The 16,725-nt window shown below is 30.7% G+C and carries 16 protein-coding genes; 10 read left to right on the forward strand and 6 right to left on the reverse strand.

The window, feature by feature from the left end:
- Window positions 1-139: 139 nt before the first annotated feature.
- The 4 genes from SR63_RS02770 to hemJ all read left to right on the forward strand — a co-directional run bounded on the left by SR63_RS02770 (window position 140) and on the right by hemJ (window position 3,495).
- Entirely contained in the window at window positions 140-1,165 is a 1,026-nt protein-coding gene (locus SR63_RS02770; RefSeq protein WP_002857587.1) for a cytochrome-c peroxidase, read from the forward strand.
- 93 nt (window positions 1,166-1,258) lie between these two features.
- On the forward strand, window positions 1,259-2,596 hold the full coding sequence (glmM, locus tag SR63_RS02775) for a phosphoglucosamine mutase (protein ID WP_002857318.1): 1,338 nt from the start codon (window positions 1,259-1,261) through the stop codon (window positions 2,594-2,596).
- A complete protein-coding gene (gene lspA / locus SR63_RS02780; RefSeq protein ID WP_002877495.1) occupies window positions 2,589-3,059 on the forward strand; it encodes a signal peptidase II in 471 nt (156 codons plus the stop codon). Before glmM ends, lspA begins: the two co-directional genes overlap by 8 nt.
- Entirely contained in the window at window positions 3,043-3,495 is a 453-nt protein-coding gene (gene hemJ / locus SR63_RS02785; protein WP_002866637.1) for a protoporphyrinogen oxidase HemJ, read from the forward strand. The genes lspA and hemJ overlap by 17 nt, the downstream gene beginning before the upstream one ends.
- Here the strand turns inward: hemJ and SR63_RS02790 are convergent.
- Window positions 3,492-4,838: a coproporphyrinogen III oxidase family protein gene (locus SR63_RS02790; protein WP_002877497.1), complete on the reverse strand. Its 1,347-nt coding sequence runs from the start codon at window positions 4,836-4,838 to the stop codon at window positions 3,492-3,494. The genes hemJ and SR63_RS02790 overlap by 4 nt on opposite strands.
- Window positions 4,839-4,965: 127 nt before the next feature.
- Here SR63_RS02790 and cmeU point away from each other — a divergent pair, with 127 nt between their 5' ends.
- The gene (gene cmeU, locus SR63_RS02795; protein ID WP_002857293.1) at window positions 4,966-5,217 is read left to right on the forward strand and encodes a CmeU family protein; all 252 of its coding nucleotides are present in this window, start codon (window positions 4,966-4,968) and stop codon (window positions 5,215-5,217) included.
- A gap of 22 nt (window positions 5,218-5,239) precedes the next feature.
- Here the strand turns inward: cmeU and cmeC are convergent, their stop codons facing one another.
- The 5 genes from cmeC to ccoG form a co-directional block, all read right to left on the reverse strand.
- Complete coding sequence (cmeC, locus tag SR63_RS02800; protein ID WP_147498351.1) at window positions 5,240-6,718, reverse strand: multidrug efflux transporter outer membrane subunit CmeC; 1,479 nt, start codon at window positions 6,716-6,718, stop codon at window positions 5,240-5,242.
- Window positions 6,711-9,833, reverse strand: coding sequence for a multidrug efflux RND transporter permease subunit CmeB (gene cmeB, locus SR63_RS02805; protein ID WP_002866634.1), 3,123 nt, complete (start codon window positions 9,831-9,833; stop codon window positions 6,711-6,713). The genes cmeC and cmeB overlap by 8 nt, the downstream gene beginning before the upstream one ends.
- Entirely contained in the window at window positions 9,833-10,936 is a 1,104-nt protein-coding gene (gene cmeA / locus SR63_RS02810) for a multidrug efflux RND transporter periplasmic adaptor subunit CmeA (RefSeq protein WP_002866633.1), read from the reverse strand. Before cmeA ends, cmeB begins: the two co-directional genes overlap by 1 nt.
- A 93-nt stretch (window positions 10,937-11,029) precedes the next feature.
- Window positions 11,030-11,662, reverse strand: coding sequence for a multidrug efflux system transcriptional regulator CmeR (gene cmeR, locus SR63_RS02815; RefSeq protein WP_002866632.1), 633 nt, complete (start codon window positions 11,660-11,662; stop codon window positions 11,030-11,032).
- Window positions 11,649-13,025, reverse strand: a complete 1,377-nt coding sequence (gene ccoG, locus SR63_RS02820) for a cytochrome c oxidase accessory protein CcoG (RefSeq protein WP_002866631.1) — start codon at window positions 13,023-13,025, stop codon at window positions 11,649-11,651. The genes cmeR and ccoG overlap by 14 nt, the downstream gene beginning before the upstream one ends.
- Window positions 13,026-13,184: 159 nt before the next feature.
- Between ccoG and rpsU the strand changes: the two genes are divergently transcribed.
- The 5 genes from rpsU to SR63_RS02850 all read left to right on the forward strand — a co-directional run bounded on the left by rpsU (window position 13,185) and on the right by SR63_RS02850 (window position 16,723).
- Complete coding sequence (rpsU, locus tag SR63_RS02825; RefSeq protein ID WP_002780697.1) at window positions 13,185-13,397, forward strand: 30S ribosomal protein S21; 213 nt, start codon at window positions 13,185-13,187, stop codon at window positions 13,395-13,397.
- 122 nt (window positions 13,398-13,519) lie between these two features.
- Window positions 13,520-14,125 carry a UPF0323 family lipoprotein gene (locus tag SR63_RS02835; protein ID WP_002866630.1) on the forward strand — a complete coding sequence of 202 codons (606 nt, stop codon included), beginning with the start codon at window positions 13,520-13,522 and terminating at the stop codon, window positions 14,123-14,125.
- 9 nt (window positions 14,126-14,134) lie between these two features.
- The gene (locus SR63_RS02840; protein WP_147498352.1) at window positions 14,135-15,304 is read left to right on the forward strand and encodes a glutathionylspermidine synthase family protein; all 1,170 of its coding nucleotides are present in this window, start codon (window positions 14,135-14,137) and stop codon (window positions 15,302-15,304) included.
- Between the two features lie 2 nt (window positions 15,305-15,306).
- A complete protein-coding gene (locus SR63_RS02845) occupies window positions 15,307-16,242 on the forward strand; it encodes a D-2-hydroxyacid dehydrogenase (protein ID WP_002866628.1) in 936 nt (311 codons plus the stop codon).
- Window positions 16,232-16,723 (forward strand): YajQ family cyclic di-GMP-binding protein, encoded by a 492-nt coding sequence (locus SR63_RS02850; protein ID WP_002854188.1) that lies wholly within the window; start codon window positions 16,232-16,234, stop codon window positions 16,721-16,723. Before SR63_RS02845 ends, SR63_RS02850 begins: the two co-directional genes overlap by 11 nt.
- The last annotated feature ends 2 nt before the right edge of the window (window positions 16,724-16,725 follow it).

Here is a 16,725-nt window from a genome sequence, read left to right on the forward strand (position 1 = left end):
AAAATAAATAAACAAAAAATAATTTTTAAGATAAAAATAGTATTAATTAATTGTAAATATTTTTTAATAATATTTATTTTTATTTAAGCTCTAAATGATTATTATTTTATTTTAATTTATCTTTAATAGGAGTTTATAAATGAAAGTAAAATCATTGCTAATCGCATCCTTAGTTGCTTTTTCAAGCTTAAATGCTGCAAGTCTTATAGATGAAGCTAAAAATTCAGGTCTTGTTGCCTTACCAAAAGATCAAAAAGGCGTTGATGAAATTTTAAAACAAAATGGAGTAAAGGCTAGTGAATTTACTCTTGAAAAAGCAGAGCTTGGCAAAAAGCTCTATTTTGAACCACGTCTTTCAAAAAGTGGTATCATTTCTTGTAATACCTGTCATAATGTAGGACTTGGTGGAACAGATGGAATCAGTACTGCAATAGGTCATAAATGGACAGCAAATCCTCATCATTTAAATTCACCAACAGTTTATAATGCAGTTTTAAATAATACTCAATTTTGGGATGGTCGTGCAGGAACATTAGCCGATCAAGCTAAAGGTCCAATCCAAGCTGATCCTGAAATGGCAACTCCTGCTAAACTTGCAGTAGAAAAAATTTCATCTTTGCCTGAATATGTGAGTGAGTTTAAAAAAATCTATGGTAAAAGCGGTGTAAATTTTGACAATATTGCTGATGCAATTGCAAATTTTGAAAGAACTTTGATCACTCCATCTCGTTTTGATAAATTTTTAGAAGGCGATGAAAAAGCTTTAACAAAAGAAGAACAAAAAGGCTTAAAGCTTTTTATAGATAAAGGTTGTGTAGCTTGTCATAATGGTGTGAATTTAGGTGGCAATATGCAAGCGTTTGAAGTTGCTGGTAAATATAAATTTGCAAATTTAGGTGATTTTAAAGGTGATGCAAATGGCATGGTAAAAACTCCAACTTTAAGAAATGTTGCTGAAACTGCTCCATATTTTCATAATGGTGCGATTTGGAATTTAAAAGATGCTATTAAGGAAATGGGTAGTGTGCAACTTGGCATTAAAATTTCTGATAAAGAAGCAAAAAGTATTGAAACTTTCTTAAAATCTTTAACAGGAACAAAACCAGCAATTGTTTATCCACAACTTCCTATTTCTACTGAAAAAACTCCTAAACCTGAACTATAAGGTTCCAAACAAGCTCTAATTTTAGAGCTTGTTTAAATTTCTTTATCTTAGCTTTGTTATAATTGTCTTTAAATTTTGCTAGAAAGGTTTGCAATGAAACTTTTTGGAACTGATGGAGTTCGTGGAAAAGCGGGTGAATTTTTAGATAGTTTTTTGGCTATGCGTTTAGCAATGGCTGCGGGTATTTATTTTAAAGATAAAAGTATTACTAATAATATCTTAGTAGGAAAAGATACAAGAAGAAGCGGCTATATGATAGAAAATGCTATTGTTTCAGGGCTTACTTCTATAGGGTATAATGTTATACAAATTGGTCCTATGCCAACTCCTGCGATTGCATTCTTAACTGAAGATATGCGTTGTGATGCAGGGATTATGATTTCAGCTTCTCACAATCCTTATTATGATAATGGTATTAAATTTTTTGATGCTCATGGAAATAAACTCAGTGAAGATATAGAGAAAAAAATAGAAGAAATTTATTTTGATGATAAGCTTATACAAGCCTCTAAGGTAGATATGGAGAAAATTGGTCAAGCAAAAAGAATTGATGATGTTATAGGAAGGTATATTGTTTCTATTAAAAATTCTTTTCCAAAAGATCTTACTTTAAAGTCTTTGCGTGTGGTTTTAGATGTGGCTCATGGAGCAGCTTATAAGGTAGCACCTACTGTTTTTAAGGAATTAGGTGCTGAAGTTATAGTAATGAGCGATAAACCCAATGGACTTAATATCAATGAAAATTGTGGAGCTTTACATCCTGCAAATTTAGCTGCTGAGGTAAAGCGTTTGCGTGCAGATGTAGGCTTTGCTTTTGATGGTGATGCAGATCGTTTGGTGGTTGTAGATGAAAAAGGCGAAGTGGCTAATGGAGATAGTTTATTAGGAGTTTTAGCACTTTATCTTAAAGAACAAGGTAAATTACAATCAAGTGTTGTAGCCACTATAATGAGTAATGGTGCTTTAAAAGAATTTTTAAATAAACATGGCATAGAACTTGATACTTGTAATGTGGGCGATAAATATGTGCTTGAAAAATTAAAAGCCAATGGTGGAAATTTTGGCGGAGAGCAAAGTGGGCATATTATTTTTAGTGATTATGCAAAAACTGGAGATGGTTTGATAGCTGCTTTGCAATTTAGTGCTTTAATGCTTTCTAAGAAAAAATCTGCAAGCTCTATTTTGGGTCAAGTCAAACCTTATCCTCAGCTTTTAACCAATCTTAAAATTGCAGAAAAAAAAGATTTAGATAAAATTAAAGGTTTAAAAGAATTAAAAAAAGATTTAGAAAATAAAAATATCAATACCTTATTTCGCTATTCTGGAACAGAAAATTTGATAAGACTTTTACTAGAAGCCAAAGATATTAAGCTCTTAGAAAAAGAAATGAAAAATGTTGTGGAGTTTTTTAAGAAAGCTTTAAATGGCTAAAACTTTTAAATTTATTTTTTATTTTTGGGGTGCCTTTGTTTTGGTTTTTGTCCTTGATCAATGGGTAAAATCCTTAACTTTAGCAGGACTTAGATGGCAGAGTGAATACTTAGATTTAACTTATGCTCTAAATACAGGCGTAGCTTTTTCAATGTTGAGTTTTTTAGAACATAATTTAAAATATTTACATCTTGCTTTAATTGTCGTGCTTTTTATTTATCTTTTTTGGCAAAAAACACTTTTAAAAACTCATAGCATAGCTTTTGGAATGATGCTTGGTGCTGGCGTTTCAAATTTATTGGATCGTTTTATACACGGAGGTGTAGTGGATATGTTTTTTTGGCATAAATGGTTTAATTTTGCTATTTTTAATGTTGCAGATGTCATGATAAATATAAGTGTGGCTTTGATTTTAATACAAGAAATATTTAAAAAAAGGAAAAAAGATGACAGAATGGATTAATGATTATTATTTTTGGATTAAATGGGTGCATTATTTGGCATTTGTTTCTTGGATGGCTGGACTTTTTTATTTACCTCGTCTTTTTGTGTATCATGCTGAACATAAAGACAATAAAGGTTTTGTCGAGATTGTAAAAATTCAAGAAAGAAAACTTTATTTTTATATACAAACTCCTGCAATGATTGTAACTTTAATCACAGGAAGTTTAATGTTACATGCTCATAAGGAAGTTTTAATGGTAGGTGCGGGTTTTATGCATGTTAAACTTACCTGTGTTACACTTTTGATTATTTTTCATATACATAATTATTATTGTTTAAAAGCTTTAGCAAATGATACTTCTGCTAAAAGTGGGAAATACTTTAGAATTTATAATGAATTCCCAACTATAATGTTTATTATTATCGCTTTAATGATGGTTATTCGCCCCTTTTAGTTTGTCTCCGCTTTAAATTCCATACTAGCGGAGTTAAGCGGATCAATATTTTCTTTCATGATATCGATATAATCTTTATTTTTAAGACGCTTATCATCTCTAAATACTGCACGCACAAGATCCATTCCTGTGTAAAAATCTTTCATTAAAACCACAAAAAGATATTGACCAAATTCAGTTGCGATTAAAGCATTTTGATCTTTTATGATGGCACCACTTGTTTTAAGCCCTAAAAGTTCTATGAAAAGTTCTTTTTCGAGGTTGCAATTTAGAGTTTTGTTGAATTTATCAATTTCTATTTTCCCTGAAAAAATTTCAGTTAAAAAGATATATTTGATAATTTCTTTTTTATCAAAACAAGCTTTGGCTATATTAGCATTTTGTTTTTCTTGTATAAATTTAGCATAATCATTTAGATTAAATGCATTAATTAAAAGCTCCCCATCTAAAAAGCTAAAAGCCCCGCTGCCCACTCCTAGGTATTCATGATGAGAACTGACATATTCGTCATTGAGTTTATTTTTTTCCAAAGAAAAACTCCAACCATTGTTTTGAGTATAGTCTTTAAAAAATTCGCGTATGATTTGATAATAAGTAAATTCATTATCTTTAATGCTTACTCCTAAACTTTTAGCGATATTATCTTTGGTAAGATTTGATTTCATTAAAGGATAGGTTGTGATTTGTTGCGGGGCTAAATTTTTAGCAATTTCTAAGTCATTTAAAAGTTGTTTTTCGCTTTGTCCTGGAAGATTGAAAATAAGATCTATACTAAAAATAGGTAAAATTCCTAAAGCTTTTGAAATTTTTTCTTGAAGTTCTTTAGATGAACCAAATTTATTATATCTTGCCACTTTTTTTAAAGTTTCATCATCAAAACTTTGAATCCCACAACTTAAACGATCAATTATACCTTTAAACATAGAAAGCTTATTTGGATCAATATGATTTGGATCGCTTTCGCATGAAATTTCTTTTATGTTAAATAACTTTTTACAAAGTTCTAAGGTTTTTAATAATTCCTCTTCATTAATCAGTGTTGTACCACCACCCACATACATGGAGCTAAAATCAAAACCTTTATCTTTCATGATTTTAATTTCTTCTCTAAGATTTTGAAAATATACTTTGGCTAAATTTTCATCATAATAGTATTTATGAAAACTACAATAAGGACAAAAAGTATGGCAAAAAGGTACATGGGCATAAAGCATATAGCTTTTGTCTTGTTTTGGAATTTTTTCTTTGGGTTGTTTTAAAAGTTCGACATTGAAACCTTTTTGGAGGGATTTTTCCATCATAGTATGAGAGTATTTTAAAGCTAAATTTTGAAATAAATTCATAAGTGGCCTATATATTAAAATATTTAAGACATAACTTTATCAATTTTTAGCTAAAATAGGAGTAAATTTTTTATTTCTTAAATAAAAAATGGGATTAAGTTTTTAAATTATTTAAAAAGGATATAAAATGGATAAAGCCAAAATTGTTCAAAATTTAAATGCTTTGTTTAAACAAAGAGCAGAGTTTTACTCTTATTTTGATGAAAATATTGCCAAAATCAATAATACTGAAGTATTTGATTTTAAGAATGCTAAAAATTTAAATCCAGAAGAGGTATATAAGCAATTTTATCATTTTGATTATGCTATAAGAAAATTATTGCCTGCTATTTACAAGGCTTATGAAATTACAGATGCAGATTTAGACAAAGATTTTTGATTTATTTAGAGAATAGAACAAACTATTCTCTAAAAGACATATCTAAATTTTTTGATTCTTCTTTTATATTTTTACTCGTATCTTCACTTTGCTCAAATCCTCCACCAAATGCTTTGATTACATCTACTATGGAATTGGCATAAGAATATTTAGTATTATTAAAAGCAACCGCAGCATTAAGCCAATTTTGACGTGCCTCTAAATAATCTTGCAAAGACATTTCTCCTATATCATAGCGTTCTTTAGCAATTTCATAGATTCTTTTATAAGATTGTTCGCTTGCTTGTGCATTATCGTATTGTAAGCGTATAGTTTTTCTAGCTACTAAAGCATAGCGAATTTCTCCAAAAGCAGTAATCAAAGTATTTTGATAATTTACAAAAGCTTCATCTTTATTAAGTTTAGCTAAATTTACATTTTGGTAAATTTCACCCCAATGAAAAATAGGCAGAGTAAAGTTTCCACCTATATTCCAAGTCTTAGAACCTCCTTTAACCAAGGTATCTAAATCCCCACTTTCAAATCCCAATAATCCTGTTAAAGAAAGGCTAGGTAAGAAAGCCGTGCGAGCTACTCCAACAAGATAATTTTGCTGAGTTAATTTTTCTAAAGAAGAGCCAATATCTGGACGTTGAAGCAAGATGGTGCTTGAAATTCCAGTTGGAATGTCAAATTCTTTAAGATTAAAAACTTGATAGCTTTGATTTTTGTAAAGTATGTCATTTAAATCATTTGAAGTTAAAATTTTTAAAGCTTTAAGGTAATTTTCTTTATTTAATTTTGCTTCATTATATTGTAAAGCCATACTTTCTAAGTTGGCTCTTGCTTGAGCAAGTTCATATTCACCTACAGCGCCAACTTGAAATTTTTCATCATTGATCCTATAAATTTCTTTTGCAGATTCATAGGCTTCTTTAAGAGCATTTTCATTTTCATAAGCATTTACAAGATTAAAATAAGCTTGAACTGTATTTGAAATAACAGAAAGTCTTGCAGCTTCATAATCATACTCACTTGCTTTAAAGCTTGATTTTGAGGCGCGATATGTATCGCGATATTTTCCCCAAAGATCGATTTCATAGCTTAAATTAAGCCCCATTTTAAAATCATTACCGTAACTTACTTCCCCGGTTCGATTGCTTGGAGCATTTATAGCTGTTTTTGCACGACTACCGCTTGCGCTACCATCAAATTTTGGCAACAAACTGCTAAAATCTATACCTAATTGAGCAGCAGCTTGTTCCATGTGTATGAAGGCAAGTTTTAAATCATTATTATTTTTAAGTGCTAAATCAACCACTTTATTTAAATTTTCATCATCAAAGTCTTTCCACCAATTTTTTGTGATAGAGCTATTGTTTTCTTTTTCCCAAGATAAGGCTCCAAGCTTATTATCAATGCTATAGTTTGCTTCGGGAATATTTAAATTTGGACTTAAAGAGCAAGCTGAAATCAAAAGAGTAAAACTTGCTATAGCACTAATTGAAATTATTTTATTCATGAACCTTACCTCTTTTTTTATCTAGCCATTCATTAAAATTTTCTAAAAGATAGAAAAATAAAGGCACAAAGAATATCGCTAAAGTTGATGCTGCGATCATTCCACCAATAAGCCCTGTTCCTAAAGAGTGTCTTGAAGCACTTCCTGCTCCTGTTGCGAAAATCATTGGCAAGACCCCAAAAGTAAATGCCAAAGAAGTCATTATGATAGGACGAAAACGAAGTTTTGCTGCTGCAACAGCTGCTTCAAAAACTCCTTTGCCTTTTTTAAAGCGCTCTTCCATTGCAAATTCTACTATTAAGATAGCATTTTTAGCTGAAAGTCCAATCAAGAGCAAAAGTCCTGTTTGAAAATATATGTCATTGCTAAATCCCCTTAAATATACCAATAAAAATGATCCAAATACCGCAAAAGGTACAGCTGTTACAACTGCTAAAGGTATAAGCCATCTTTCATATTGGGCAGCTAGAATTAAAAAGACAAATATCATACCTAAAGCAAAAGCATAGCTTGCTGTTCCTTTGCTAGAAACTTCTTGATAAGCTGATCCACTCCAAGCTATGGAATAATCATCCCCTAAAGTTTCTTTTGCTACTTGAGCAATCGCTTCTATAGCTTGACCTGAAGTATAACCTGGTGCGGGTTGACCTTGAACTTGTGCCGCTGGGAAAAGGTTGAATCGTTTTACATCATCAGGCCCTGAACTTCTTTGTAAAGTTAAGAAAGAATCAAGTGGTATCATTTTTCCATCATTTGATCTTACAAAAATATTTTTTAATGCATCTTGTGTATTTCTAAAATCACCTTTTGCGCGGATATTTACTTGGAAGTTTTTACCTAGCATAGAAAAATCATTAACATAATAAGTGCCTATAGTTGCATTCATCGTGTTAAAAACATCTTGCATGTTAAGATTGTAGTGTTTTAATTTATCTCTATCAATTATAAGCTTGTATTGAGGGAAAGTTGTATCAAGTGTTGTTCTTACTCTTGATAGTTCTTTTCTTTGGTTGGCCGCAGCAACAAGTTTATTTACATCTTTTTGTATTTCATCATAGCTTTTTCCGCTTTTGTTTTGAACATACATTTCAAAACCGCCTGTGATACTCAATCCAGGTATAGGAGGTAAGCCTATAAATACACTTGAAGCATTGCGATCAAAAGCAAATTTTTTATTAAGTTCGGCTATAATTTGATCAGCACTTACATTTCTATCTTTCCAGTCTTGCAAACCTATAAACATTGCAGCGGCATTTTCTTTGAGTGAACTTGTAAAAAGATCAAATCCTATCATAGCCATTGCATCTTTAACTCCATTAGTTTTTAAAACTTCTTGGCTTATGTGATCAACTTCTGAAATTGTTCTATGGAGTGCTGAAGCTGAAGGAAGGTTGATAATACTAATCATCAAACCTTGATCTTCTTCGGGAACTAAAGAATTTGGCACAGCTTTATTAAGATAAAAAATCGCTCCAAGCATAATACAAAAAATTAAAACAAAACGAATGGTTCTTTTTAGAATATATGCTACTCCTGCGCTAAATACAGAGGTGCTCCAATCAAAAAAATCATTAAATTTCTTTACAAATTTAAATGGTTCTCCTTCATTACGTCGCAAAAAGAGTGCGCATAAAGAAGGTGTTAAGGTAAGAGCAACAAAACCTGATATAGTTACAGATATAGCTAAGGTAAGAGCAAATTGTCTTTGAATTTCTCCAACAAAACCTGATATAAAAGAAACTGGTACAAAAACAGCACAAAGCACAAGAACAATTGAAATAACCGGAGAGCTAACTTCTTGCATCGCTTGAATGGCAGCATCTTTTACGCTTATTTGTTCATTTTCATGTAAAATCCTATCGATATTTTCTACAACTATGATCGCATCATCTACAACGATCCCTATGGCTAAAACCAAAGCAAAAAGCGTAAGTAGGTTAATACTAAAACCTAAAACATAAAGTCCAGCAAAAGTTCCTAACAATGAAACAGGTACAGCTATCATAGGAATAAGGGTTGCACGGAAATTTTTTAAGAACATATACATAACAATAATAACTAAAATTAAAGCTTCAACAAAAGTTTTAACAACTTCTTTGATTGATTCTATTACAAATTTTGTTGTATCGTAAGGAATTTTATATGTTAAACCTTTTGGGAAATTTTTTGAAAGTTCTTGCATTTTAGCTTGAACAAGTTCTGCTGTATGCAATGCGTTTGCCCCTGATTGAAGATTGATCATAATCGGAACTGCATCATTGCCATTTAATCGTCCTTGTGAGCTGTATTGTTGTGATCCTATTTCCACATCAGCTACATCTTTAAGTCTTAAAAATGATCCATCATCATTTGTTCTTAAAATAATGTTTTCAAATTCACTAGGATTTTGCAATCTTCCTTGCATAGTGATTGAATAAACATAAGGGGATTTTTGAGTTACAGGTTCTTCGCCAATTTTACCAGTTGCGTATTGGGCATTTTGGTCATTAACCGCAGAAATTACATCAGTAGCTGTGATTCCAAATTTATTTAATAAATCAGGCTTGAGCCAAATTCTTAAAGAATAATTACGATTTCCTATAGCATTTGCATCTCCAACTCCTGGAACCCTTTTTAACTCATCTAACACATTTAAAGTGATATAGTTATATACATCTACTGCACTCATTGAACCATCACTTGAATACATAGAAATTGCAGCAAGTGTTGTTGAGGAAGTTTTTCTAACTGTTACTCCAAGTTTTTTAACTGCATCTGGCATTTTTGCAGTTGCGGCTGAAATTCTATTATTAACATCTATGGTGGCTTGATCAGGATCTGTACCGATATCAAAATAGACAGTCAAACTCATAGTTCCTGAAGAACTTGAAGTTGAATCCATGTAAATCATATTATCCGCGCCATTGATTGCATCTTCGATAGGACTTGCAACTGTTGAAGCAATGGTTTGTGCATCAGCTCCTGTGTAAGTTGCACTTACTTTAACTGTAGGAGGAGTTAAAGAAGGATATTGTTCTATAGGTAAATTTGTAAGACTTATGACTCCAGCTAAAGAAATGATAATTGCAACAACTGAAGCAAAAACAGGTCTTTCGATAAAAAATTTAGAAAACATTATTGTGCTCCAATTTCTTTAACTTCACTACCAACTTGAATTTTTTTAAAGTTATCTAAAATGATTTTATCGCCATTTTGCAATCCTTTGTCAATAATGGCGTATTCATTGTTTTGGTAGCTTATATGTACAGAAGATTTTTCTACTTTTCCATTTTTAACAAGAAGAACATAAACATCATTTTGATCTTGTTTAACAGCTATTTGAGGCACTTTAAAGCCATTTTTTTGTATAAAACCTTCTGAAGTAATTGTTGCAAAAGCACCTGGTAAAAGTGTTGAGTTGTTGTTATCAAATACGGCTTTGGCTTTTACTGTTCCACTATTAGCATCTATAACCGAATCAATAAAATAAAGTTTGCCTTGAATGGTTTCTCCATTAAGATTTAAATTTGCATGAATGCTGTCTAAGTCCCATTTTCCACTTTGAGTATTGCGGACTAAATTTAGCTTATCTGTATCTGAAATAAAGAAATCTGCGTAAATAGGATTTAAATTTGTAACTCTAACTAGTTCAGTTGTTGAGGCACTTACATAATCTCCTATATTAACTAAAGCATCTCCTACAGTACCATCAAAAGGAGCTTTTATTTCGGTATGATCTAGATCAATTCTTGCATTTGCAAGTTGTGCTCTAGCACTTGCTAGACTAGCTTTTGAATTGTTAAATGTAGCAAGAGAAGAGTCGTATTCCTTTTGAGAGATTGCATTTTTACTAAAAAGAGCTTTAGAACGATTAAAATCCTTGCTTGCATTTTCAAAAGTTGCTCTAGCCATTAAAGCTTGTCCGTAAGCCGAATCAACACTAGCTTTAAATTTATCTTGCTCTATAATAAATAATGTTTGTCCTTTTTTTACCTTATCCCCAGCTTTAAAAAGTTTATTTACTATTACGCCACTAACTTGAGGTTTTATAATGACATCATAATCGCTGACAAGTTTAGCAGGGTAAGTAAAACTAAGTGGTAAATCTTCAGATTTAGCACTCATGGTTGTTACAGGTTGAGGCGGCATTTGTATTTTTGGTGCTTCTTCTTTGCTACAAGCAGTGAGTAAAAGCACAACACCTAAAGCTAAAATAGTATTTTTTTGAAATAATTTCATGGTTTTGCCTTGAAAAATTAAATTAAAAATTGTAATATTTATTACAAAAATTTTTGGCTAATTATATCTTAATTTTGGTTAATAAAATTATTTTTAAGCTTTGGAGCCATTGATCCCATTTAGAAAAACGTTTACAACAAATTCAACATGTTCTTTTTGTTCTTTTTTATTTTTCAAAGGAGCATTAATTAAAACATTAAGATGATGATAAGGTTCTTTTAACATAGTACAAAAAAGAACAGCAAGTTTTTCTGCATTTTTTTTCATATAAGAATTATTTTGTTGCTTGAAAAAATCCATAAGTATGTTATAGGAAAAATTTTGTTGATTATTTTCTATCCAATTGGCAAGATGTCTATCTTTGTCATAAACTTGAGAATAGATAATTTTACCAAAAGCTACAGCTTCTGGTTGATTGAAAATTTCTATAAAAGCTAAACCAAAAGAAGTTAAAATTTCTTTTAAAGTGCCATTTTCAATTTCTTGTGTTTTGGAATAAATAAGATGAAAGTGTTTTTTACATATGTCATCTAAAATTTCAAAGAATAGCCCTTCTTTACTTTTAAAACCATCATAAATATTAGAATAAGATCCTCCGGATAATTTAATAATATCACTCAAACTTGTTTCTTGGTATCCTTTTGTTAAAAAAAGCTCTAAGGCCACTGCTTTGATTTTTTCTTGTCTGGCTAAAACTTTTTGTGATGGTGTTCTATTTGAGTTCATTTTTATCCTTTATAAGAGTGCTTTTAGGGTATACAAATATACTTTTTCTAAAAACCGAAATTTTTTCATTATCCTTTGCGTAAGCTTTTATATGTAAAGGAAAGATTACATCTTTTTTATCATTATTTGCTAAATTTTTTGTAGCCCTGATAACAACTATTTTTTTGACTTGTTCTCCTGCTTTTAATTTAAAAGGTTTGTTTGGTCTTATGATTTCAATTCCATCATTTATTCCTTCTAAATTTGCTGTAAAATAATATTCATGAGGTTTAGAATCTGTATTTTGAAACAAAAAGGTATAAGCATTTGAAATGACTAATTCACCTTTAACATTTGAAATATTATATAATTCACTACTACGATTGATATTTAAAAGCATGCTTTCTTTTTTGCTTCCCATGATGATTAAAGCCAATAAAGCAATTAAAAGAACTATAAAATATGCTATCGTTCTAAATCTTAAATAATGAACCTTAGAACGCGTTTCAATAGCTTTTGCACTTGTCCAATTGATCAAACTTGGACGATTAAATTTGCTTTGTACCTTAGAGCAAGCATCGGCACATTCAAGACAATTAATACATTCAAGTTGCATTCCTTTGCGTATGTCAATATGAGTTGGACAGATGCTAACACAGGCTTCACAACCTATGCATTCTCCCTCAGGCGGTTTTTTATGAAGTTTGGTGTGTCCATCATAGATCAAGCCCCCGCGTTTTTCATCGTAGATCACTTGCATTGTATCATGATCGAACATTACAGATTGTATTCTTGCATAAGGACAGACATAAACACAAAATTTTTCTTGTAAATAGGTAATATCCAAAGTAAAAAGTAAGCTAGCACAAAATAAAATTCCAAGTAAAAGTAGATGCTCGCCAGGATTTTGAATATAATTGAAAAAATCTTCAGGAGGAATAAAGTACCAAAGTAAATTACTAACAGCAACTAAAGATATAAAATAAAAAATTATTACTCCAAGAAATTTTTTAAAATATTGCCCCCCATATTCTTTTTGTTTGTTATTGATATTTTTGCGAATTTTAAGAAATTTAGTTTGTATGATATCTCTATATATAACTCTAAAAATCGTTTGTGGACAACTCCAAGCACACCAAATTCTTCCACCTAAAGTTGTAATAAAAAAAATAAATAAAAAAAGAAATATAAGAACAAAAGGCATGAGATAAAATTCTTGTGTTGAAAAAGAAATAAAAAATAGGTTTAATTTAGAATGATCAAAACTTAAAAGAAAAAAATGATTCTCATTAATTCTTATGAAAGGTAGGGCAAATATGATAATACTTGCAATTAAATATACAAAATATCGTTTTTTTGTATAGTTTGTAATGTGTCCTTGCATTTTTAGACCTTAATTATAATTTTTTAGCACTTTGTAATTAAGGATTATAACCGATAAAAACTAAAACAATTTTTAAATGCTTTCTAAGTTAGAATTAATAAGAAGTGTTTTATAATTATATTTCACAACAAAAATTTACACAGAAAGGTGGTGAGGACTGTGCCAGGAATCAAGGTGCATCCTAACGAGTCTTTTGATGAAGCGTATCGTAAATTCAAAAAACAAGTAGATAGAAATCTAGTTGTAACTGAAGTAAGAGCAAGAAGATTTTTCGAGCCTATGACTGAAATTCGCAAAAAACAAAAAATTTCAGCACGCAAAAAAATGCTTAAAAGACTTTATATGCTTAGACGCTACGAGTCAAGACTCTAACCCAAAAGCCCGAAAGGGCTTTTTTTATATCTACGAACTTCATTTGGTATTAAATTAAAAAGTATTTATTATTTTTTGTTAAAATTTCTAAATTTAAATTTTCTGTTTTTAGGATAAACTCTATGAAAAAAATCAAAAAAATCATTCAAATTGGTATGATAGGTGGTTTAGCAGCTGTTGCTGGAGGTGCTTTAGCAGGTTGTGGAAGTAATAATGACAATGCAGATACTTTAAATCAAGCAGCTAATGCTCAAGGAGCTTTTGTAATTATCGAAGAAACAGCTCCAGGGCAGTATAAAATCAAAGATCAATATCCAAGTGATGAAACAAGGGTAGTTTTAAAAGATCTTAATGGTACAGAAAGAATTTTATCCAAAGAAGAAATGGATGCTTTGATTAAAGAAGAAGCAGCTAAAATTGACAATGGAACTTCAAATTTAACTAAAGATAATGGGCAAATCAGTAGTGGGGGATTGAGTTTAGGAGAAACTTTACTCGCAAGTGCTGCAGGTGCTATTTTGGGAAGTTGGATAGGTTCAAAACTTTTCAATAATCAAAATTTTGCTAATCAACAACGCGGTGCTTTTTCAAATCAAAGTGCTTATCAAAGAAGTGTCAATAGTTTTAATAAAGCAGGCACAACAAGTTCTACTTCAAGTGCTAAAAAATCAGGTTTTTTTGGTGGAGGCTCTAAAGCTGCAAGTTCTAGTTCCTCTTTTGGCTCTTAAGGATAAATAATGCAATTACTACAAGTAGATAAACTTCAAAAAGATTATTTAGAAAATATAGGTTTTTCTTGGCATACAGATGAAGATGGAAGTGATTATATTAGCAATAAGTTAGTTTGTGTTAAAGAAAGCGAAGCTAATGCTTATTATGAAGCAGTAAATGAACTTTATGATATGTTTATTGCTGCAGCGCAAGAAGTGATTGATAATGATCGTTTTGATGAGCTTGGAATTCCTTTTAATCTTATTGATGCGATTAAGATGAGTTGGGAAAATGAAGTGCATTGGCATTTATATGGGCGTTTTGATTTAGCGGGTGGACTTGATGACAAGCCTATAAAACTTATAGAATTTAATGCTGATACCCCTACTGCTCTTTTTGAAAGTGCGATTTTACAATGGGCGCTTTTAAAACAAAATGGAATGGATGAAAGTGCACAATTTAACAGCATTTATGAAAGTTTGATGGATAATTTTAAAAGACTTATTACCCTTGATGAAAGTGTTGAAGGGTTTGAAGAGCATTATCAAGGATGGAAAATTCTTTTTTCAAGTGTTGCAGGAAGTAAAGAAGAAGAAATCACTACAAAATTGCTTTCTCATATAGCCAATGAAGCAGGTTTTCAAACTAATTTTTCCTTTGTAGATGAGGTGGAATTTAGTGAAGAGGGTGTTTTTAAAGAGGGTGAAAATTATGAGTATTGGTTTAAGCTTATTCCTTGGGAAGATATAGCCATAGAAGAGGGTGAACTTGCCATGCTTTTAACTCAAATTATGCGTAATCAAAGAGCAATTATTTTAAATCCTGCTTATACGCTTTTATTTCAATCTAAGGGAATTTTAAAAATTCTATGGGAACTTTATCCAAATCATCCATTACTTTTAGAAACAAAAGATACTCCTTTGGAAGGTAAAAACTATGTTAAAAAACCTGTTTTTGGTAGAGAAGGCGCAAATATCAGTATAATTAAAGATGGAAAAACTTTACATGAGAATGTAGGTCCTTATGGGAATAATAAGGTTATTTATCAAGAATATGTAGAGTTTAATTCATGTGAAAACGAATACTATCAAGCAGGTGTTTTCTTTGCTTATGAAGGGTGTGGCTTAGGATTTAGAAAAGGAGGACTTGTGCTTGATAATTATTCTAAATTTGTAGGACATATTATAAAGGATTAGAAATGAAAATTGTTTGTTTAGATGCGGCAACTTTAGGGGATTATGATTTAAGTATTTTTGAAAAATTTGGTTCTTTGCAAATTTATACTACAACAAATAAAGAGCAAACCATAGAGCGTTTAAAAGATGCTAATGTCGCCATGACAAACAAGGTTGTAATTGATAAAGATGTGATTGATGCTTGTAAAAATTTAAAACTCATTTTAGAAACTGCAACAGGGATTAATAATATCGATATTGAGTATGCTAAAGAAAAAGGTATTATTGTAAAAAATGCTGCTGGGTATTCTACTATGAGTGTGGTGCAACATACTTTTGCGTTTATGTTTGCTTTTTTAAATCAAATACCTTATTATGACAAATGGAGCAAAGAGGGTAAATGGTGTGAAAGTCCTATTTTTACAGATTATAGTAGAATTTTAAACACCTTAAGTGGTAAAAAACATGGTATTATAGGTTTAGGAAGCATAGGTAAAGAAGTGGCAAAAATTTCAAAGGCTTTTGGAGCCGAAATTTATTATTATTCTACGAGTGGAGCTAATAAAAACGCAGATTTTGTACATTTGGAATTAAAAGATTTATTAAAAACTTGCGATATTATAAGTATCCACGCACCTTTAAATGAAAAAACCAAAAATTTACTCGCCTTTGAAGAATTAAAGCATTTAAAAGATAATGCGATTTTGATTAATGTAGGAAGAGGTGGGATTGTCAATGAAAATGATTTAGCTAAAATCATAGATGAAAAAAATATTCGTGTAGGGCTTGATGTTTTAGAAATTGAACCTATGATGAAAAATCATCCACTTTTAAGCATTAAAAATAAAGAAAATCTTATTATCACTCCTCATGTTGCGTGGGCGAGCAAGGAGGCTTTAAATGCTTTAATGGATATAGTTTATAATAATTTAAAAGAATGGATAGAAAATGGCAAGTGAACATAGTTTTGATATTTCAGCAGCTTTGGATAAACAAGAGTTAAAAAATGCTTTTGAACAAGCTAAAAAAGAACTTGATAGTCGTTATGACTTAAAAGGAATTAAGTGTGAGATTGATTTAAGCGAAAAAGAGAGTATTTTTAAACTCAGTTCTTCTAGTGAAGGAAAGCTTGATGTTTTAAAAGATATAGTGATTTCTAAACTTATCAAAAGAGGAATTAATCCTAATGCTATTAAAGAGCTTTCTCGTGAAAGTGGAGCAATGTTTCGTTTAAATTTGAAAGCAAACGATGCTATTGATAGTGAAAATGCCAAAAAAATCAATAAAGCTATCAAAGATAGCAAACTTAAAGTTAATTCTTCGATTCGTGGTGAAGAAATTCGTGTTGTAGCAAAACAAATTGATGATTTACAAGCTGTAATGAAGCTTGTAAAAGAGCTTGATTTAGAGTTAAATATCAGTTTTAAAAATCTTAAATAAGG

It is taken from the genome of Campylobacter sp. 2014D-0259 (genome assembly GCF_008000505.1).
GTDB lineage: Bacteria > Campylobacterota > Campylobacteria > Campylobacterales > Campylobacteraceae > Campylobacter_D > Campylobacter_D jejuni.